Source organism: Aquihabitans sp. G128 (genome assembly GCF_019048865.1).
Taxonomy (GTDB): Bacteria; Actinomycetota; Acidimicrobiia; order Acidimicrobiales; family Iamiaceae; genus Aquihabitans.
Genome location: NZ_CP077604.1, coordinates 3,939,579 through 3,959,067 on the forward strand (window position 1 = coordinate 3,939,579; position 19,489 = coordinate 3,959,067).

The 19,489-nt window shown below is 72.6% G+C and carries 16 protein-coding genes; 11 read left to right on the plus strand and 5 right to left on the minus strand.

Annotated features, from left to right (window positions below; translation table 11 throughout):
* The first annotated feature begins 94 nt into the window (after nucleotides 1-94).
* From purN to KSP35_RS18935, 4 genes are all read left to right on the plus strand, one after another.
* Complete coding sequence (gene purN / locus KSP35_RS18920) at nucleotides 95-661, plus strand: phosphoribosylglycinamide formyltransferase (protein WP_216997327.1); 567 nt, start codon at nucleotides 95-97, stop codon at nucleotides 659-661.
* A gap of 28 nt (nucleotides 662-689) precedes the next feature.
* The gene (gene purH / locus KSP35_RS18925) at nucleotides 690-2,243 is read left to right on the plus strand and encodes a bifunctional phosphoribosylaminoimidazolecarboxamide formyltransferase/IMP cyclohydrolase (protein WP_216997328.1); all 1,554 of its coding nucleotides are present in this window, start codon (nucleotides 690-692) and stop codon (nucleotides 2,241-2,243) included.
* Nucleotides 2,244-2,389: 146 nt separating this feature from the next.
* Complete coding sequence (locus tag KSP35_RS18930) at nucleotides 2,390-3,262, plus strand: bifunctional 5,10-methylenetetrahydrofolate dehydrogenase/5,10-methenyltetrahydrofolate cyclohydrolase (protein WP_216997329.1); 873 nt, start codon at nucleotides 2,390-2,392, stop codon at nucleotides 3,260-3,262.
* Between the two features lie 13 nt (nucleotides 3,263-3,275).
* A complete protein-coding gene (locus KSP35_RS18935) occupies nucleotides 3,276-4,133 on the plus strand; it encodes a methylenetetrahydrofolate reductase (protein ID WP_216997330.1) in 858 nt (285 codons plus the stop codon).
* Between the two features lie 122 nt (nucleotides 4,134-4,255).
* Here KSP35_RS18935 and KSP35_RS18940 read toward each other — a convergent pair whose 3' ends face one another.
* Nucleotides 4,256-6,484 carry an NADP-dependent isocitrate dehydrogenase gene (locus tag KSP35_RS18940; RefSeq protein WP_216997331.1) on the minus strand — a complete coding sequence of 743 codons (2,229 nt, stop codon included), beginning with the start codon at nucleotides 6,482-6,484 and terminating at the stop codon, nucleotides 4,256-4,258.
* A 185-nt stretch (nucleotides 6,485-6,669) separates the two neighbouring features.
* Here KSP35_RS18940 and KSP35_RS18945 point away from each other — a divergent pair, with 185 nt between their 5' ends.
* A complete protein-coding gene (locus KSP35_RS18945) occupies nucleotides 6,670-8,394 on the plus strand; it encodes an amidohydrolase family protein (protein ID WP_216997332.1) in 1,725 nt (574 codons plus the stop codon).
* A 118-nt stretch (nucleotides 8,395-8,512) separates the two neighbouring features.
* Here the strand turns inward: KSP35_RS18945 and KSP35_RS18950 are convergent, their stop codons facing one another.
* Complete coding sequence (locus KSP35_RS18950) at nucleotides 8,513-8,893, minus strand: hypothetical protein (RefSeq protein WP_216997333.1); 381 nt, start codon at nucleotides 8,891-8,893, stop codon at nucleotides 8,513-8,515.
* A 984-nt stretch (nucleotides 8,894-9,877) separates the two neighbouring features.
* On the opposite strand from KSP35_RS18950, the gene KSP35_RS18955 reads away from it, so the two are divergent.
* Nucleotides 9,878-11,308, plus strand: a complete 1,431-nt coding sequence (locus tag KSP35_RS18955; RefSeq protein WP_217002291.1) for an aldehyde dehydrogenase family protein — start codon at nucleotides 9,878-9,880, stop codon at nucleotides 11,306-11,308.
* Between the two features lie 105 nt (nucleotides 11,309-11,413).
* On the opposite strand, the gene KSP35_RS18960 is transcribed toward KSP35_RS18955, so the two are convergent.
* Complete coding sequence (locus KSP35_RS18960; RefSeq protein ID WP_216997334.1) at nucleotides 11,414-11,863, minus strand: gamma-glutamylcyclotransferase; 450 nt, start codon at nucleotides 11,861-11,863, stop codon at nucleotides 11,414-11,416.
* 76 nt (nucleotides 11,864-11,939) lie between these two features.
* On the opposite strand from KSP35_RS18960, the gene KSP35_RS18965 reads away from it, so the two are divergent.
* Both KSP35_RS18965 and KSP35_RS18970 read left to right on the plus strand, forming a co-directional pair.
* Nucleotides 11,940-13,568, plus strand: a complete 1,629-nt coding sequence (locus KSP35_RS18965; RefSeq protein ID WP_216997335.1) for an NAD(P)/FAD-dependent oxidoreductase — start codon at nucleotides 11,940-11,942, stop codon at nucleotides 13,566-13,568.
* A 108-nt stretch (nucleotides 13,569-13,676) separates the two neighbouring features.
* The gene (locus KSP35_RS18970; RefSeq protein WP_216997336.1) at nucleotides 13,677-14,666 is read left to right on the plus strand and encodes a malate dehydrogenase; all 990 of its coding nucleotides are present in this window, start codon (nucleotides 13,677-13,679) and stop codon (nucleotides 14,664-14,666) included.
* Between the two features lie 68 nt (nucleotides 14,667-14,734).
* Here KSP35_RS18970 and KSP35_RS18975 read toward each other — a convergent pair whose 3' ends face one another.
* Complete coding sequence (locus KSP35_RS18975; protein WP_216997337.1) at nucleotides 14,735-15,571, minus strand: DNA-formamidopyrimidine glycosylase family protein; 837 nt, start codon at nucleotides 15,569-15,571, stop codon at nucleotides 14,735-14,737.
* On the minus strand, nucleotides 15,564-15,989 hold the full coding sequence (locus KSP35_RS18980) for an SCP2 sterol-binding domain-containing protein (protein WP_216997338.1): 426 nt from the start codon (nucleotides 15,987-15,989) through the stop codon (nucleotides 15,564-15,566). The genes KSP35_RS18975 and KSP35_RS18980 overlap by 8 nt, the downstream gene beginning before the upstream one ends.
* A gap of 77 nt (nucleotides 15,990-16,066) precedes the next feature.
* Between KSP35_RS18980 and KSP35_RS18985 the strand changes: the two genes are divergently transcribed.
* The 3 genes from KSP35_RS18985 to KSP35_RS18995 are packed head-to-tail and all read left to right on the plus strand — an operon-like array spanning nucleotide 16,067 to nucleotide 19,359.
* Complete coding sequence (locus tag KSP35_RS18985; protein ID WP_216997339.1) at nucleotides 16,067-16,999, plus strand: hypothetical protein; 933 nt, start codon at nucleotides 16,067-16,069, stop codon at nucleotides 16,997-16,999.
* Between the two features lie 55 nt (nucleotides 17,000-17,054).
* Complete coding sequence (locus KSP35_RS18990) at nucleotides 17,055-18,326, plus strand: acyltransferase (RefSeq protein ID WP_216997340.1); 1,272 nt, start codon at nucleotides 17,055-17,057, stop codon at nucleotides 18,324-18,326.
* Nucleotides 18,327-18,378: 52 nt separating this feature from the next.
* Nucleotides 18,379-19,359: a hypothetical protein gene (locus tag KSP35_RS18995; RefSeq protein ID WP_216997341.1), complete on the plus strand. Its 981-nt coding sequence runs from the start codon at nucleotides 18,379-18,381 to the stop codon at nucleotides 19,357-19,359.
* Nucleotides 19,360-19,489 lie beyond the last annotated feature (130 nt).

Genomic DNA, 19,489 nt, shown 5'->3' on the forward strand with positions numbered 1-19,489 from the left:
GCGCTGGTGACGGCTGAGCGGATCCTTGCTGGCGCTTCTCTGTCCTGGCCGCGCACTTCCTGGGCGCCGGAGGTCGGCTGGTAGCGTCGCCCCAGTGCGCGTGGGTGTCTTGGTGTCGGGAACAGGGACGATCCTGCACGCCATCCTCGCCGCCGGCATCCCCGTCTCGCTGGTGGCCGCCGATCGACCGTGCGCCGGGCTGGGCATCGCCGCCGACGCCGGGATCGCCACCGAGCTGGTCGCCCGGGACCGCTTCGACGGCGCCTTCGACCGGGACGCGTACTCGGCCGAGCTGGCCGGCGTGCTGGCGTCGCACGACCTCGACTGGGTGGCCATGGCCGGCTTCGGCACCATCCTCGCCGAGCCGGTCCACGCCGCCTTCCCGGGCCGCATCCTCAACACCCACCCGGCCCTGCTGCCGTCGTTCAAGGGCTGGCACGCGGTGCGGGACGCGCTGGCCTACGGCGTGAAGGTCACCGGCTGCACCGTGCACGTGGCGGGGCTCGACGTCGACACCGGGCCGATCCTGGCCCAAGAGGCCGTCTCCGTCCTGCCGGACGACACCGAGGCTTCGCTCCAGGAGCGCATCAAGGAGGTGGAGCGCCGCATCTACCCCGCCGTGCTCCGCCAGCTCATCGACCAGGGGCAGGTCGCCCCGTGAACCACCCAACGCAAGGACGCCACCTGCCATGAGGGCCCTCATCTCCGTCTACGACAAGTCCGGGATCGGCGAGCTGGCCCAGGGCCTGGCCGACCTGGGCTGGGACCTGGTCTCCAGCGGGGGCACGGCCCAGCAGCTGCGCGAGGCCGGCCTCACCGTCGTCGACACCGCCGAGATCACCGGCTTCCCGGCGATCCTCGGCCACCGTGTGGTCACCCTGCACCCGAAGATCCACGGCGGGATCCTGGCCGACCGCAGCAACCCCCACCACGTGGCCGAGATGGAGCAGTACGACATCGAGGGCATCGACCTGGTGGTCGGCAACCTGTACCCGTTCGGCTCCGACCCGGCGGCGTTCGCCCATGGCGGCGGCACCGCCGAGGACGTCATCGACATCGGTGGCCCGGCCATGGTGCGGGCCGCGGCCAAGAACCACGCCCACGTCGGCGTCGTGGTCGACCCCGCCGACTACGACGGCGTGCTGGCCGAGCTGCGCGCCGACGGCTCGCTGTCGGCCGCCACCCGGCGCCGCCTCGCCCGGTCGGCCTTCGCCCACACCGCGGCCTACGACGCTGCCGTGGTCGCCTGGTTCGACGCCGGCGACGAGGAGCTGCTGCCGCCGACCCTGCACGTGGCGGCCACCCGTGAGGAGCGGACGCTGCGCTACGGCGAGAACCCGCACCAGAAGGCGGCGCTCTACCGCAGCCAGGGCGAGGACCCCTGGTGGGCCACCGCCACCCAGCACGGCGGCGTGGCGCTCAGCTACCTGAACCTCTACGACGCCGACGCGGCGTGGATCCTGGCCCACGACCTCGGCTCGGCCGGCGGCTCGAAGCCCGCACGGCCCACCGTCGCCATCATCAAGCACGCCAACCCGTGTGGCGTGGCCGTGGCCGACACGCTGGCCGAGGCCTACCAGCGGGCCTTCGACTGCGATCCCCGCTCGGCGTTCGGCGGCATCGTCGCCCTGAACCAGGTGGTCGACGACGACACCGTGGTCGAGATGGTCGCCGCCGCCCAGGCCGATGTGGTGATCGCTCCCGGCTACGCCCCGGGCGTGGTCGAGGCGCTGCAGGCCAAGCGCAAGAACACCCGGCTGCTCGAGGCCGTGGCGCCGACCCCGCCGAGCCGGCACCTGCGCCCGGTCTCCGGCGGCTGGCTGGTCCAGGAGCCCCACCGGGTGGTCTCGAGCCCCGACCAGTGGGACGTGGTCACCAGCCGCGTGCCCACCGCCGACGAGCTGGCCGACGCCGACCTGGCGTTCCGGGTCTGCGCCGCCACCATCTCCAACTCGATCGTGCTGGTGAAGGACGGCGTGGCCTGGGGCATCGGCGCCGGGCAGCAGAACCGGGTGGAGGCCGGCCAGATCGCCGCCGAGAAGGCGGCGGGGCGGGCTGCGGGCGGGGCCTGCGCCAGCGACGCCTTCTACCCGTTCCCCGACGGCATCGAGGCGGCGGCTTCGGCCGGCGTCGCCGTGATCGTCCAGCCCGGCGGCTCGGTCCGCGACGCCGAGAACATCGCCAAGGCCGACGAGCTCGGCGTGGCCATGGTGTTCACCGGCGAGCGCCAGTTCAAGCACTGATCCCACCCCGCCAACCCGCCACCCCCTACCCCACCCCGCCACCCCGCGTGGCGGCACCCCTTCGCTGGGGCGGATCAGCGGCGAATCGACGTCGATTCGCCGCCGACCTCGACCCAGCCACCACCTGCACCTCCGAGGAGCGCCCCATGACCGCCAAGCTGATGCCGGGCAAGCCCGTCGCCGACGCCGTCTTCGCCGACCTGGCGCCGCGCATCGCCGCCCTGGTCGCCGCCGGCCACACGCCGGGCCTCGGGACCCTCCTCGTCGGCGGCGACTCCGCCAGCGCCGGCTACATCCGCATGAAGCAGGAGAAGGCCGCCGAGCTTGGCTTCACCTCGCCGCACACCCACCTGCCCGAGGACGCCACCCAGGCCGACGTCCTGGCCGCGATCCGCGAGATGAACGACGCCGACGACGTCGACGCCGTCCTGCTCCAGCACCCGACGCCGCCCCAGATCGACTTCGACGCCGCCCTGCTCACCCTCGATCCCGACAAGGACGTCGACGGGCTGCACCCGGTGAACATGGGCCGCCTGGCCCTCGGCATGCCCGGCCCCGTGCCCTGCACCCCCGCCGGCATCGAGGCGCTCCTGGCCCACTACGAGGTCCCGATCGCCGGCAAGGACGTGTGCATCCTCGGTCGAGGCACCACGCTCGGTCGCCCCCTCGCCCTCCTGCTGTCGCAGAAGCGCCCCACCGCCAACGCCGCGGTCACGGTCGTCCACACCGGGGTGCCGAACTGGGCCGACTACACCCGCCGGGCCGACGTCGTGATCGCCGCGGCCGGCGCCCCCGGCATCCTCCAGCCCGAGCACCTCACCCCCGGGGTGACCGTCGTGGGCGGCGGCGTCCGCTACGAGGGCCGCAAGCTCCTGCCCGACGTCGACGAGCGCTGCGAAGAGGTGGCCGGCGCCATCACCCCGCGCATCGGCGGGGTCGGTCCCACCACCATCGCCCTGCTGTTCCGCAACGCCGTCGAGGCCGCCGAGCGCCGCGCCGGCCTGGCCGCCCGCGCCTAGCCTCGCCGCCACCATGACCCGGATCGCCGACCTCCTCGCCAAGGGCACCACCTGGTCCTTCGAGTTCTTCCCGCCGAAGACGCCCGAAGGCCTGGTCGCCTTCGACGCCGCGGTCAACGACCTCTCGGCGCTGGAGCCGTCGTACGTTTCGGTCACCTACGGCGCCCTCGGCGCCACCCGCGACACCACCCGGGACCTCGTCCTGCGGGTCAACCGGGAGCAGTCGTTCCCCGCCATGCCCCACCTCACCTGCGTCGGCCACACCCGGGCCGAGCTGGTGGAGCTGCTCGAGTCCTACCGCGAGGGGGGCATCGAGAACATCCTGGCCCTGGCCGGTGACCCGCCGGCCGACGGCAGCGATCCCGGTGGCGACTTCACCTACGCCACCGAGCTCATCGAGCTGGTCCGCGAGGTGGGCGACTTCTCCGTCGGCGTCGCCGCCTTCCCCGAGCTCCACCCCCGCTCTCCTGATCGGGAGACCGACCGTCGGCTGCTGGCCGAGAAGCTGGCCCTGGCCGACTTCGGCATGACCCAGTTCTTCTTCGACGCCGAGCACTACCGCCGCCTCGTCGACGAGCTGGCCGACCTCGGCAGCACCACGCCGGTGATCCCCGGCGTGATGCCGCTGGTCAACGTGGCCGGCACCCGCCGGATGGCGGCCATGAACGGCTCGGAGATCCCGACCTGGCTCCAGGAGCGCCTGGACGCCGTCGACGGCGACCCCGAGGCCACCCGCCGGCTGGGCGTCGAGGTGGCCACCGGCCTGGTGGCCGACCTGCTCGAGCTGGGCGTGCCCGGCGTGCACCTCTATGCGCTGAACCGGGCCAACTCCATCGAGGAGATCTACGCCGGGCTCGGCCTGAAGCGCTGACGCGACGAGGCCCGGTCCAGCGGACCTGGCCTCGTCGTGTTCGTGGTGCTGTGGGCTGGGCCGGCCCCCGCCGGGACGTCCTGCCGAGATGCCTCGCCGGGTGCGGGCTGCGGCCGCCCGGATCAGCCGAGGCCGGCGAGCACCTCGTTGAACGTGGCGCTCGGGCGCATGGCGGCGGTGGCCAGCGCCGGGTCCGGGGCGTAGTAGCCGCCGATGTCGACGGGCTTGCCCTGCACGGCGTTCAGCTCGCCGATGATGGCCTCCTCGTTGGCGGCCAGCGCGGCGGCGAGCGGAGCGAAGCGCTCGGCCAGGGCGGCGTCGGCGGTCTGCGCCGCCAGGGCCTCGGCCCAGTAGAGGGCCAGGTAGAAGTGGCTGCCGCGGTTGTCGAGCTCGCCGGCCTTGCGGGACGGGTTCTTGCCGTTGTCGAGCAGCTTGGCGGTGGCGACGTCGAGCGCCTCGCCCAGGACCTTCGCCCCGGCGTTGCCGGCGACGGTGCTGAGGTGGTCGAACGAGACGGCCAGGGCCAGGAACTCGCCGAGCGAGTCCCACCGGAGGTGGTCCTCCCGCTCGAACTGCTGGACGTGCTTGGGGGCCGAGCCGCCGGCGCCGGTCTCGAACAGGCCGCCGCCGTTCATCAGCGGCACGATCGAGAGCATCTTGGCGCTGGTGCCCAGCTCGAGGATCGGGAACAGGTCGGTGAGGTAGTCGCGCAGCACGTTGCCGGTGACCGAGATGGTGTCCTCGCCGTTGCGGATGCGCTCCAGGGAGAACCGGGTGGCGTCGGCCGGAGCCATGACCTCGATGGTCAGGCCGTCGGTGTCGTGGTCGGGCAGGTGCTGGCGGACCTTGGCGATGAGCTCGGCGTCGTGGGCGCGGGTCTCGTCGAGCCAGAAGACCGCCGGCGCGCCGGAGGCGCGAGCCCGGGTGACGGCCAGCTTGATCCAGTCCTGGATGGCGGCGTCCTTGGCCTGACAGGCCCGCCAGATGTCGCCGGCCTCGACGCTGTGCTCCATCAGGGTGGTGCCGTCGGCGTCGACCACCCGCACGGTGCCGTCGGCGGGGACCTCGAAGGTCTTGTCGTGGGAGCCGTACTCCTCGGCCTTCTGGGCCATGAGCCCGACGTTGGGCACCGAGCCCATCGTGGCCGGGTCGAACGCGCCGTGCTGCTTGCAGAACTCGATGGTGGCGACGTAGACGCCGGCGTAGCTGCTGTCGGGGATGACGGCCTTGGTGTCCTGCTGCTCGCCGGCGGCGTTCCACATCTGGCCCGACGTGCGGATCATGGCGGGCATGGAGGCGTCGACGATGACGTCGCTGGGCACGTGCAGGTTGGTGATGCCCTTGTCGGAGTCGACCATGGCGACCGCCGGGCCGTCGGCGAAGGCGGCGGCGATGCCGGCCTCGATCGGGGCCCGCTGGTCCTCGGGCAGCCCGGCCACCGCGCCGAGCACGTTGCCCAGGCCGTTGTTGGGGTTGGCGCCGATGGCATCGAGCAGCTCGCCGTGCTCGGCGAACACGTCGGCGAAGAACACCTTCACGGCGTGGCCGAAGATGATCGGGTCCGAGACCTTCATCATGGTGGCCTTGAGGTGCAGCGAGAAGAGGACGCCCTGGGCCTTGGCGTCGGCGATCTCGGCGGCGAGGAAGGCTTCGAGGGCCCGCTTGCTCATGACCGTGGCATCGACGATCTCGCCGGCGAGGATGGCCAGGGAGTCCTTCAGCACCGTGACCGAGCCGTCGCCGGCCACGTGCTCGATGCGCAGCGTGGTGGGCTCGGCGAAGGTGCGGGACTGCTCGTTGCTGCGGAAGTCGCCGCCGGACATGGTGGCGACGTGGGTCTTGGACGACGAGGTCCACGGGCCCATGGAGTGGGGGTGCGAGCGGGCGAACTCCTTGACCGGCTTCGGGGCACGGCGATCCGAGTTGCCCTCACGCAGCACCGGGTTCACCGCGCTGCCCTTGACCTTGTCGTAGCGGGCCCGGGCGTCCTGCTCCTCGGGGGTGGACGGCTCGTCGGGGAAGTCGGGGAGGTCGTAGCCCTTGGCCTGCAGCTCCTTGATGGCCGCCTTCAGCTGGGGGTCCGAGGCGCTGATGTTGGGGAGCTTGATGATGTTGGCCTCGGGGCGCAGGGCCAGCTCGCCCAGCTCGGCGAGGGCGTCACCGATGCGCTGGTCCTCGGTGAGGCGGTCGGGGAAGCTGGCGATGATGCGTCCGGCCAGGGAGATGTCCCGGGTCTCGATGTCGACGCCGCAGGCTTCGGCGAAGGCCGCCACGATCGGGAGGAACGAGTAGGTCGCCAGGGCGGGCGCCTCGTCGGTGTGGGTGTAGATGATCTTCGAGGAGTCGGTCATGGCGTCTTCGCTTCTCTTCCATCGCGAGCGGAGGGGACGGCAGGCCCGACCAGGCGGGCAACCGTCCGAGTGACGTTACCGACGGTGGCCAGGGACCACGAACGGCAGGGTCGGCGACCTGGGCGGTAGGATCTGACGGAGCGTCAGAAACGGCGCCCGTCTCGCTCCTGCGGAGGTCTCGTCACATGCTCGACCAGCTGATCAAGGGTGGCACCGTCGTCGACGGCACCGGCGCGCCGGCCCGGGTGGCCGACGTCGGCGTCCGCGACGGGCGCATCGTGGCCATCGGCGAGGTCACCGAGGAGGCCGCCGCGGTCATCGACGCCACCGGGCTGCTGGTGATCCCCGGCATCATCGACCCCCACACCCACTACGACGCCCAGCTGTTCTGGGACGGCGGCGCGTCGCCGTCGAACGTCCACGGCGTCACCACGGTCATCGGCGGCAACTGCGGCTTCACGCTGGCGCCGCTCAAGGCGGAGGACGCCGCCTACACCCGGGAGTTCATGGCCAGCGTCGAGGGCATGTCCGTGGCTGCCCTGGAAGAGGGCGTGCCGTGGAACTGGGAGAGCTTCGCCGAGTACCTCGACCAGCTCGACGGCAAGGTGGGGGTCAACGCCGGCTTCCTGGTGGGCCACAACGCGCTGCGCCGATACGTGATGGGCCCCGGATCGGTGGGCAACGAGGCCACGCCGGAGGAGGTGGCGGCCATGCAGTCGCTGCTGGCCGAGAGCATCCAGGCCGGTGGGCTCGGCTTCTCCACCACCCTGAGCCGCACCCACTCCGACGGTGACGGCCAGCCGGTGGCGTCGCGGTGGGCCACGAACGAGGAGATCCTCGCCCTGTGCGAGGTGGTCGAGCAGCACCCCGGCACGACCCTCGAGGCCATGACCGACGGGTGCCTCGATCGGTTCTCCGACGAGGAGATCGAGCTGTTCTCCGACATGTCGGCCACGGCGAAGCGCCCGCTGAACTGGAACGTGATGACGATCGACTCGCGGGAGCCGGGCCGCATCCCGCGCCAGCTCTCCGCCGGTGACCGGGCGGCGGAGAAGGGCGGACGGATCGTGGCCCTCACCCTCCCCGTGCAGGTGCCCATGAACATGAGCTTCCTGAACCACTGCGGGCTGTTCCTCATCCCCGGGTGGAAGGACCTCGTGCTGGGGCTGCCGGTGCCCGAGCGCATCGCCAAGCTGCAGGATCCCGACGTGCAGGCCCAGATGCAGGCCCTCTCGCAGGCTCCCGAGGCGGGGGTCTTCAAGCGCCTCGCCGACTTCGAGAACTACATCCTGGGCGACACCTACTCCGAGGCCAACGAGGGGCTCAAGGGCCGCCGGGTCGGCGACCTCGCTGCGGAGCGGGGCCAGGAGGCCTTCGCCACCCTCATCGACGTGGTGGTGGCCGACGAGCTGCGCACCGTCCTCTGGCCCATCCCGCCCGACGGCGACGCCGACTCGTGGGAGCTGCGCCGCCAGACGTGGGCCGACGACCGGGCGATGCTCGGGGGCTCCGACGCCGGTGCCCACCTCGACCGCATGTGCGGAGCGCCGTTCCCCACGCGCTTCCTGGGCGACACGCTGCGGGGCCGCAAGCTGGTCCCCGTGGAGCGGGCGGTGCAGCTCATGACCGAGGTGCCCGCCACCCTGTTCGGCCTGCGAGACCGAGGCCTCCTGGTCGAGGGGTTCCACGCCGACATCACGATCGTCGACCCCGAGACCGTGGGCTCGGAGCTGGCCGAGCTGGTGCACGACCTGCCCGGCGACTCGCCCCGGCTCACCGCCGACTCGATCGGGGTGGTGCGGGTGCTGGTCAACGGCACCGTCACCGTGGTCGACGGCAAGCCCACCGGGGAGCTGCCCGGCACCGTCCTGCGCAGCGGTCGCGACACCGACACCGTCGCCACCAGCTGAAGCTCCAGGCGACCCGCCGCCCTCGGGGTCGGCGGCCCGACCGAGGGCGGGAGCGCGCTCGGGTCCCGGAGCGTGCTCGGGTTCGGCCCGGTCGCTCGGGTCGACATGGTCATCTGGGTCAGCTCGGGTGGTCGGTGCCGGACCGTTGGCCGGGCGTCGTCGCCCGTCGGGCGCGCTCGGCGTCCAGCGGTGCGAACGGGTCGCCGATCGGCTCGCGTGGGGCGAGGAAGCCGGGGTGTCCCGCCCTCGACGGCTGGTCGTGGTCGAGCCACGGGTCGACGAGCGGTGGTTCGAGGCCTCGGAACCAGCGGGTGGTGGTCTCGTTGCGGGCGATGGCGTAGGTGCCTCGTGCCACCCGCTCGACGCGGCCCTGCTCGACCTCCCAGCCCATGGCGTCGGCCAGAGCCTTCACGGGGTGGGCGTGGGGGATGACGTAGCCGTAGTGGTGCAGCCAGGTGTGCAGTGACCGCAGGGGCAGAGGCCCGTGCTGCCGCAGCACCGAGCGGCAGGTCTCCCGGAGGGCTCGTCCGGCGAGCCCGCGGGCGTCGGGCTGGGCCGGGGGGGATCGGCAGCTCGCCGACGGCGGGTGGTCGTCGGCCCTTGTGATGCGGGACGACGGGCCAGAGCAGCTCTCGGGCTTCGTCCACGGCGGCGAGGGCGTCGAGGCGACGCCGGGTCAACAGGTCGATCTGGCGATCGAGCTGTCCGACCTCGTGCAGCCGCTCGTCCCGGTCGATCTGGAGCTGGCGGCGGGTGCCCGGGGACAGGGTGGACCAGCGTCGGCTGTGCAGCAGGCCGCGACCCGCGATGATCGGGCGGCGGTGGGGGACGGGGTGCGGCCGCCGCGAGGGAGCGGTGGCCCAGCCGGGGACGTCGGCAGGGTCCTCGTGGATGCCGTGACCCGGTTCGTCCTGCGGGTCGGCTGCCGTGCTGACGGGTCCGGGGGCGGGTCGTGGAGGTGGGGGTGAGGGTGGGGGTGGCGGGTCCGGAAGGGGTGGTGCGGGGTCCATCGAAGGGACCTCCTCGCTCGGGCGTGTGGGCGATGCAGGCGAGGCCGGAGGTGCGGCGAGCGGGAAGGCCCCAACAGCTTCTCGCGCCCCTCTGACATCGAACGGTCCGACGGGAGCACCTCAGCGGCGAATCGACGTCGAATCGCCGCCGAGGTGCACCCGCACGACCAACCCGGTCGCCGCGGTCGCCGCGGTCGCCGCGGTCGCCGCGGTCGGCGTCGGCGGTCGGCGGTCGGCGGTCGGTCGCCTCGGTCGCCTCGGTCGCCTCGGTCGCCTCGGTCGCCGCGCGCCTCCCACCGCCGGTGGGAGGCGCCGGACCCGGCCCGGCCGAAGACCACGGCCGCCGCTGGCTCGAACCCCGCTCTGCAGCGCGCCCGGCCCGGGGAACCCGTCACCTCGACCCGCCGGGGCATCCGGCGAACTCGGGCGATAGCGTGCCCAGCCAGGGGTACGACATGCCGGGAGGCAACCAGATGCAGGACTTCTCCAAGCTGTACATCGACGGCGCGTGGGTCGCGCCGGAGAGCAGCGAGACCATCGAGGTGGTCAACGCCTCGACCGAGCAGGTCATGGGCAGCGTCCCGGCCGGCACGGCGGGCGACGTCGACAAGGCCGTGGCCGCCGCCAAGGCCGCCTTCGAGGGCTGGGCGCAGACCAGCCCGCAGGACCGCGCCAAGTACGTGCAGGCCCTGTCCGAGGGCATCGGCGCCCGCAACCAGGAGATCGCCGAGACCATCACCGGTGAGGTCGGCATGCCGATCTTCCTCTCGCAGCTCATCCAGGCCGGCCTGCCGCAGGCCGTCTCCGGCAGCTACCCGGCCATCGCCGAGGAGTACGTCTGGGAAGAGGAGATCGGGAACTCCCTCGTGGTGAAGGAGCCCGTCGGCGTCGTCGGCGCCATCACGCCCTGGAACTACCCGCTGCACCAGATCGTGGCGAAGGTGGCGCCGGCGCTCGTCGCCGGGTGCACCGTGGTCCTCAAGCCCAGCGAGGTCGCTCCGCTCAACGCGTTCCTGCTGGCCGAGATCATCGACGGCATCGGCCTGCCGGCCGGCGTGTTCAACCTCGTCTCCGGCACCGGCCCCGTCGTCGGCGAGGCCATCGCCTCCCACCCCGACGTCGACATGGTCAGCTTCACCGGCTCCACCCGCGCCGGCACCCGGGTCGCCGAGCTCGGCGCCCCCACGGTCAAGCGGGTGGCCCTGGAGCTCGGCGGCAAGTCCGCCAACATCCTCCTTCCCGACCTCGACGGCGAGGAGCTCGAGAAGGCCGCTCGGGCAGCCGTCGGCAGCGCCTACCTCAACTCGGGCCAGACCTGCACGGCGTTCACCCGCCTGCTCGTCCCCGCCGACAAGCACGACCAGATCGTCGACATCCTCGTCGACGAGGTGAACAAGACCTACACCATCGGCGATCCCGCCACCGGCGCCGGGTTCCTCGGCCCGGTCATCTCCGACGTCCAGCGAGACCGGGTCCGGGGCTTCATCCAGCAGGGCATCGACGAGGGCGCCACCCTCGCCGTCGGCGGTCCCGAGCAGCCCGAGGACCTGCCCACCGGCTACTACGTGAAGCCCACCGTGTTCGCCGGGGTGCGCAACGACATGACCATCGCCCAGGAGGAGATCTTCGGACCGGTCCTCTCGGTGATCCCCTACGACGACGTCGACGACGCCGTGGCCATCGCCAACGACACGGTCTACGGCCTCTCGGGTGGCGTGTGGGGCGCCGACAAGGAGGGCGCCAAGGCCGTCGCCCGCCGGGTCCGGACCGGCCAGCTCGAGGTCAACGGCGGGTCGTTCAACCCGCTCGCCCCCTTCGGTGGCTACAAGCGCTCCGGCAACGGCCGCGAGCTGGGCAAGTTCGGCCTGGAGGAGTTCCTCCAGACCAAGTCCCTCCAGCTCTGACCCCAGGGCACCGGCGCACCGCAGTACCGCAGCGCCGCAGTACCGCAGCGCCGCAGCACGAACGGGCTAGACACGGCCGGGCCCCAGGGCCCGGCCGTGCCGCGCTCAGTTCTCGTCGCGCCCCACCCAGGCGTCGACCGGCACCCAGCCCGGCTCGACCTCCAGGGCCTCGTAGGCCCAGGCCTCGTCGCCGGCGGCGGTCAGCACCCGGACCCGGCGGTACCCGCCCGGCACCGGGTCGGTCCCGATCCCGCTCCCCGGTTCGGCCAGCACCGCGCCCTCGACCTCGTCGAGCTGGCCGAGCAGGGAGGCCGCTGCGCCCGGAGCCAGCTCCACCCACCAGCCGGGCACCGTCGCCAGAGCAGCAGGCGCCCCCGACGCGATGGTGGCCACGCCGAGGGGCCGGGTGAACCGCGCCGCCGGCCACCCCTGGCCCGTGTCGTAGAGCTGGCCCTCGACGCTGGCGGGCCGGCTGCCCACCGCCGACGGCGCGATCAGCCCCCAGCGGAGGTGGCCGGGCATGAGCGTCCCGTAGACGAAGACGGCGGCGAGCACCCGCCGAGCATGCCAGTCCGGCGCCGCCCCGCCGAACCCACTTGACCGAGCGGTCAAGGTTGCTACGGTCGGTCTCGTGACCGACTCCGTCCGCCTCACGTCGTGGACGGCCCGCCTGGGCGACCGGCTCCCGGAGCCCCTTCGACGCCGGGCCGCCCGCCTGCCCGGTTCGCACGCCCCACCGCTCGCAGCCGGCACGCCGACCCCGCGCGTCGCGATCATCGGCTCCGGGTTCGGCGGCCTCGGCATGGGCGTGCGCCTCCGCCAGGCCGGCATCGAGACCTTCACCATCCACGAGAAGGCCGACCGATTGGGCGGCACGTGGCGCGACAACCGCTACCCGGGCGCAGCGTGCGACGTGCCGTCGCACCTCTACTCCCTCTCGTTCGCGCCGAAGGCCGACTGGAGCCGGAGGTTCCCCGAGCAGCCCGAGATCCTCGACTACCTCGAGTCGGTGGCCGACGACTTCGGCCTCCGCCCCCACCTGGCCTTCGGCTCCGAGGTCGTCGAGGCCGCCTTCGACGAGGAGCAGGGCTGCTGGCACCTGGCCTTCGCCGACGGCTCCACCGACGACGTCGACGTCGTCGTCTCCGCCACCGGCCAGCTCAACCGCCCCCACGTGCCCGACATCCCGGGCCTCGACGACTTCGCCGGCACGGCGTTCCACTCGGCCCGCTGGGACCACGACCACGACCTGTCCGGCCGGGACGTGGCCGTGATCGGCATCGGCGCCAGCGCCATCCAGTTCGTCCCCGAGCTGGCCGGGACCACCGGGTCGCTCCGCCTCTTCCAGCGCAGCGCCAACTACGTCGGCCCCAAGCCCGACGGCGAGTTCTCCGAGCGGGCCAAGTGGGCCTTCGCCCGCTTCCCGACCCTGCAACGCCTCTACCGGGCCTCGATCTGGGCCCGGTTCGAGGCCCGCTGGAGCCTGTTCACCGACGGGTCCCGCACGGCGCCCCTGGCGCAGAAGGCGTTCGACAAGGGCCTGGGGGAGCTGGTCTCGGTCGACCTCCCCGGTGAGGTGGTCGTGCCCGACTACCCCCTGGGTTGCAAGCGGATCCTGATCTCGAACGACTGGTACCCGACCCTCCTGCGCCCCGACGTCGCGGTGATCACCGAGCCCATCGAGCGGATCGTGCCCGAGGGCGTGGTGGCGGGCGGCACCACCCACCCGGTCGACACGATCGTGTTCGGCACCGGGTTCCAGACCACCGGCTTCCTCGCGCCCATGCGGGTCACGGGCCGCGCCGGTCGGGACCTGCACGACGGGTGGGCCGCCGGCGCCGAGGCCCACCTCGGCATCACCGTCAGCGGCTTCCCGAACCTGTTCCTGCTCTACGGGCCCAACACCAACCTGGGCCACAACTCCATCGTGTTCATGCTCGAACGCCAGATCGGTTACGCCCTCACCTGCATCCGCGACCTGGTCGAGGACGGCCTCCCGTGGCGCGACGTCCGCCCGGAGGCGCAGGCGGCGTCGAACCGTCGCCTGGTCGCCGAGCTGGACCGCACCGTGTGGGCTGCGGGCTGCCACTCCTGGTACAAGACGGCGTCGGGTCGCATCACCAACAACTGGTCGGGCCCGTCGGCCCGCTACTGGCTGCGCACCGTGCGGCGCCGGTCGGAGGACTTCGACGGCCCGGGCCCGCACCCGTCCGCCGGGCCGCGCCGCGGGCCCTTCACCATGGTCGACCAGACCCCCTGAACGGGGCCGGCCAAGGCTCCTCGCCCATTCGGGAGCGGCCGGAGCGGGTGGGTAGGGTTCGCACGAGGCCCCTGCCTCCGATCCGCATCCCCACCGAGGAGACCCCAGATGACCACCGAGCCCGTACGCATCGCGGTGACCGGCGCTGCCGGCCAGATCGGCTACAGCCTGCTGTTCCGCATCGCCAGCGGCGCGGTGCTCGGCCCCGACCAGCCGGTGATCCTGCAGCTGCTCGAGATCACCCCGGCCCTGGGCGCCCTGGACGGCGTGGCCATGGAGCTCGACGACTGCGCCTTCCCGCTGCTCGCCGGCATCGTCAAGACCGACGACGCCAACGTGGCCTTCGCCGACGCCGACCTCGCCTTCCTGGTCGGCTCCCGCCCCCGCACCAAGGGCATGGAGCGCGGCGACCTGCTCGCCGCCAACGGCGCCATCTTCACCGTGCAGGGCAAGGCCCTGTCCGAGAGCGCCAAGAAGGACTGCAAGGTGCTGGTCGTCGGCAACCCGGCCAACACCAACGCCCTCATCGCCATGAACAACGCGCCGGACCTGGCGGACGAGCAGTTCACGGCCATGACCCGGCTCGACCACAACCGGGCCAAGGCGCAGCTCGCCGCCAAGACCGGCGCCAGCGTGAACGACATCACCAACATGACGATCTGGGGCAACCACTCCGCCACCCAGTACCCGGACCTGTTCCACGCCACGGTCGGCGGCAAGAACGCCGCCGAGGCCGTCGGCGACCAGGCGTGGCTGGAGGGCGACTTCATCCCGACCGTCCAGAAGCGCGGCGCTGCCATCATCGAGGCCCGAGGCGCCTCATCGGCGGCCAGCGCGGCCAGCGCCGCGTGCGACCACATGCGGGACTGGGTGGCCGGCACGCCCGAGGGCGACTGGGTCTCCATGGCGGTCCCGTCCGACGGCAGCTACGGGGTGCCCGAAGGCTTGATCAGCTCGTTCCCCGTCACCACCAAGGACGGCACGTGGTCGATCGTGCAGGGCCTGGAGCTCGACGACTTCTCCAAGGGCCGCATCGACGCCAGCAACGCCGAGCTGGCCGAGGAGCGTGACGCGGTCAAGGAGCTCGGGCTCATCTAGCCCCAGCCCGCACCGAGGTCCGAGGAGGGCGGTCGCTCCGGCGGCCGCCCTCGTCGCGTCTCCGGCTGCTACTTGAGGAACTTGCTGGTGGTGTTGTCGGCCAGCACCTTGCCGGCCGTCTGGCAGGTGGGGCAGTAGGCGACGGTGTAGGCGCGGTACTCCACGGACCGGATGGTGTCGCCGCACACCGGACACGCCTCGCCCACCCGGTTGTGGACGTTGCCCTCGCGCTCGGCCGACTTCACCAGCTCGGTGCGTCCGCGCTCGGCGGCGAGCGACTCGTTGATGCACGCCCGCATGGCCTCGGCCAGCTGCTCGATCTGGGTCCGGTCGAGCTTCCGGGTGTTGGCGAAGGGCGACAGCTTGGCCCGGTGGCAGATCTCGTTGGCGAGGCGACGGCCGATGCCGGCCAGGATCCGCTGGTCGCGCAGGAAGCCGTGCAGCCGGACCGAGTGCTCGGCGAGCAGGTCGCCCAACGTGGTGGCGTCGAGCTGGTCGGCGTCGGGGCCCAACCCCGCCAGGGGCGCCTCGTGCTCGGGGTCGCCGGCCACCACCCAGACGCCGGCCTTGCGCTCGGTGCCGGGCTCGGTGAGCAGCAGGGCGCGTCCGTCCTCGAACGTCCAGCGGGCGATGCCGCCGCGCGGCTTGGCCGACTGCTTCTCGTCCGGCTTGAGCCGCCCGCCCTGCATGAGGTGGACGACGAACGTGACGGTGCCCACGTCCAGGAGCAGGTACTTGCCCCGCCGGCCGACGAACACGAGCGGCGAGCCCACGGCGGTGGCCGGATCGGGGTCGAAGGTCTTGAGCGCCGTGAAGGTGATGGGGCGGAACCCGGCGAGCACGGCACCGGCGAAGTCGGCGTCGAGGCGCTCGGCGTGGGCCTGGAGCTCCGGAAGCTCAGGCATCGGGGCTCCCGGCGACGTGGGGCTCGGCCCCCAGGTCGGTGCGGGCCCGGACGCCGGCGAAGACGTCGTCGAGCGCCGCGAGGGCGTCCTGCTGGTCGAGCAGGACGCGGAGGTCACCGCCCACCTGCAGCCGCCCGGTCATGAACGCCCGCTGGGCCGAGTCGACCCCGGCGGCGATGGCGAGGGCCGTGGCCCGGTCCTGGCGGAAGCGCACGGTGGCCTCCTGCGCCGGTCCGCCCACCACCGACACCCGGCCGTGGTCGAAGACCACGTGGTAGGCGACCTCGCTCCCGTCGGGCTCGGTCACCCGCTGTTCGACCACCAGGTCGATCGCCGCGGTGGCGGTGGCCAGCGCCGGGTCGAGGCGGGCCGCCTCGTCGAGCGCGCCGAGCCACTCCGGGGAGAGGAAGCTGAGCATCCGGGCCACGCTACCGCCGGCCCACCGTCGGCCCGGGCGCCTAGGGTCGGCCGAGCCCGTCCCCGGAGGTTGACGCCGTGTCCGAACCGACCACAGGGTCCCCGGCCCGCCCGGCCGACGAGGGGCGCCACGCCCCCGGTCCCGAGCAGCTGTGGAGCGAGAGCTACTACCTGGACTTCTTCGATCCGGCCCTGGGCGTCGCCGGCTACGTCCGCCTCGGCCTGTGCGCTGGTCTGGACCGGGCGTGGTACTGGGCGTGCCTCGTCGGCCCCGATCGACCGCTGGTCACCGTCATCGACCACGACGTGAAGCTGCCCGCGGCGGATGGGACCGAGATCCGGACCGACGGCCTGTGGGCCGACTACACGGTGGAGACCGCGCTCGACCACGTGACGGTGGGGGTGGAGGCATTCGCGGTGGGCGTCGACGACCCCACCGAGGTCTACGGCGACCTGCGCGGCGATCGGGTGCCGTTCGGGATGGACCTGGAGTGGGAGACCGACGGGGGCACCTACGCCTACCCGGGCGTCGACCGCTACGAGGTGCCGTGCCGCGTGCACGGCGAGGTGCTGGTGGGCTCCGAGGTCCTCAACGTCGACGGCTGGGGCCAGCGTGACCACTCCTGGGGCCCCCGCGACTGGTGGGGCATGGCGTGGAGCTGGACCGCCGGTCGGCTCGACGACGGCACCCGCTTCCACGGGACCAGCGTGGACCTCGGTGGCGTGCCCGTGTACGGGACCGGCTACGTGCAGGCGCCGGGAGGGCCGCTCGTCGGCACCGACCGGGCGGTGCGCTCCGAGGACCTGGGCCGGCTCGGCCTGCCCGACCGGGCCCGCTGGCAGGTGGGCGACCTGGAGCTGCAGGTCGAGCCGGTCGCCTTCTCGCCGGTGCTGCTCACCGCTCCCGACGGGCGCACCAGCCGCTTCCCCCGCGCCTGGACGCGGTTCACCGCCAGCGACGGGCGGACCGGCCACGGGTGGACCGAGTGGAACCAGCCCCTGCCGGGCTGAGCGGCGCAGCGCACCGCCCACCCGGCGAGGCCGATCCACGCCCTACGATGCGCCGATGGCCGTGAGCACGACGATGGACGCGCCCGCGCCGGAGACCACCGGGCGGGCGCCGAGGTTCCAGGCCATGAACGGCCTCCGCCTGCTGAGCGCCGTGCTGATCGTGGTCTTCCACGCTGCGTCGTCGGGCGGCGGCACCGGGCTGGATCGCGACGGCGGCATCGGCCCGCTGTTCTCCCTGTTCGACCTCGGCGTGCCGATCTTCTTCGTGCTATCGGGCTTCCTCCTCTACCGCCCCATGGTGTCGGCCCGTCTGGCGGGCACGCCCCGCAAGTCGATCGGTCGCTACGCCTGGCACCGCTTCCGTCGGATCTTCCCCGCCTACTGGGCGGTGCTGTTCATCGCCGCGTGGCGGGGCCAAGCCGAGCTGGGCACCGGCTGGCAGCCGTGGCGCATCGCTGCGCTGCTCCAGGTGTACGACTCCGTGGCCATCGCGTTCGGCCTCGGCCTCGTGGTGGCGTGGAGCCTCTGCACCGAGGTGTCGTTCTACGCCTACCTCCCGATCCACAACCTGGTCATGCGCTTCTCGAAGGGGCTGCCGGGCAAGCGGGTCCTCGACGAGTGGATCGCCTGTGGCGTGCTCGGCGCCATCGCCGTCGGCTACAAGCTCTGGCTCTACAGCGGCCAGCACGTCATCGGCTTCGCCGTCCTGTTCCGGTTCACCGACGCCTTCGCCGTGGGCATGGCCCTCGCCGTGCTCAGCGTGGCCGAGGGCCAGCGCCGCCAGCCCGGGCGCCTCTTCGCCCTCCTGCGCAACCTGGGGGCGCTGCCCTGGGCGGCCGCCGCCGGGCTGATCCTGGTCACCAGCTGGTACCGCTTCCCGCCGTTCCCGGAGCCGGTCTCGATGATGGAGGGCACCGGCCGCGACCTGGTCAAGGTCCTGATCGCCGCGCTGCTCGTCATGCCCCTGGTGGTGGACCAGCACGGCACCACGCCGCTCGGCAAGGCGCTCTCGACGCCGGTGCTGCGCTGGTGGGGCGAGCTCACCTACGGCATCTTCCTCATCCACCTGCCGCTGATGAGCTGGATCCAGCACGAGCACCTGCTGCTCACCCCCGAGCTGCTGCCCACGCTGTGGCTCGCCGTGATCTCCCTGGCGGCGTCGAGCGCGCTGGCCGCAGTCCTCTACTTCGTGATCGAGCGGCCGTTGCAGCACCTCGACCCGTTCCGTGGGGGCGGTCGGCGCAAGCGGGCGGGAGCCGTCGACGCCGACGGCGCCCCGGTGGACGATGGGGCGAACGCTACGCTCGCGGCTGGCGCGAACGGCTGACGAGCCGCTGCCGGCAGGTCCGACGGGCCCGCCACGTCGACAGGGAGAGCGCATGCCGAACGATGACCAGCCCCTCGACATCGAGGACCAGCCCTTCGCGGCGGACCTCGACGAGCCTCGCCCGGTCGTCGACAGCGCTCGGGACGACGTCGACGACGGCTGGGGCCCGGATCCGGAACCGGAGCCGGAGGCGGCGTCCGAGGGCGCACCTCGCTCTGTGGCCGACGAGTGGGTCCGGCCTTCGGGCCAGTCGTCCTCGCTGCTGCTGATCATGGGCGTGCTGGTCCTGGTGATGGTCGGCGTCGTCGTCTTCCTCGCCATCAACAACAAGGACGACGAGAAGGCCGCCGATCCGCCGGCCGCTTCGGCGCCGACGGGCGCAGCCGATCCGGGAGCCGGCGGCACGACCCCCGCCACCACGCCCGACCCGGGTTCGGACCCGGACCTCGACGGCAAGGCCACCAAGGTCGACGACTTCAAGCGGGCCGATGCGCCGGACCTCGGCACCTTCCCCGGGCTCGGGCCGTGGACCAACAACGTCGGCACCATCAGCATCGAGAAGGGCGTGGCCCGCACGACCGCGGTGTCGCCCGACTCCAAGGTCCAGCTGGCCACCGTCGACGCCGGAAGCGCCGACGTGACCGTCGAGGCCAAGCTCCCGTCGCCGGTCGACCGCGCCGGCATCGCCATCCGCGTGGCCTCGCCGGACCGGTTCATCGGCCTTTTCGCCACCAGCGACTACGGCACGTACACCCTGGCCCGCTTCGAGAACGGCGAGATCGACAAGATCTTCGGCAACACCGACCTCTCCGGCGTCCAGGTGGGCGACGTGATCGGGATCCGAGCCAAGGGGTCGAAGGTCGAGGTGCTCACCAACGGCACCGTGCGCAACTCCTTCGACGACGCCAAGCTCGACTACGACGCCACCGGCGTCGGGATCTTCGCCTTCCTCGACGACACCGGCCCCAAGCCCATCGACGCCCGGGACTTCGCCAACTGGGACGACTTCAAGGTCCTCGCCGCCACCAAGTAGGCGGGCGGCTCCCGTCGGCGGCCGCCGGCTGGCGCCGCCGGCACGGACGGGGGCCGGGCTGAGGCCGGGGCTGCTCGCATCTCCGTCGATCGCCCGGTGGGCCCTCGGCACCGAATCGACGTCGAATCCG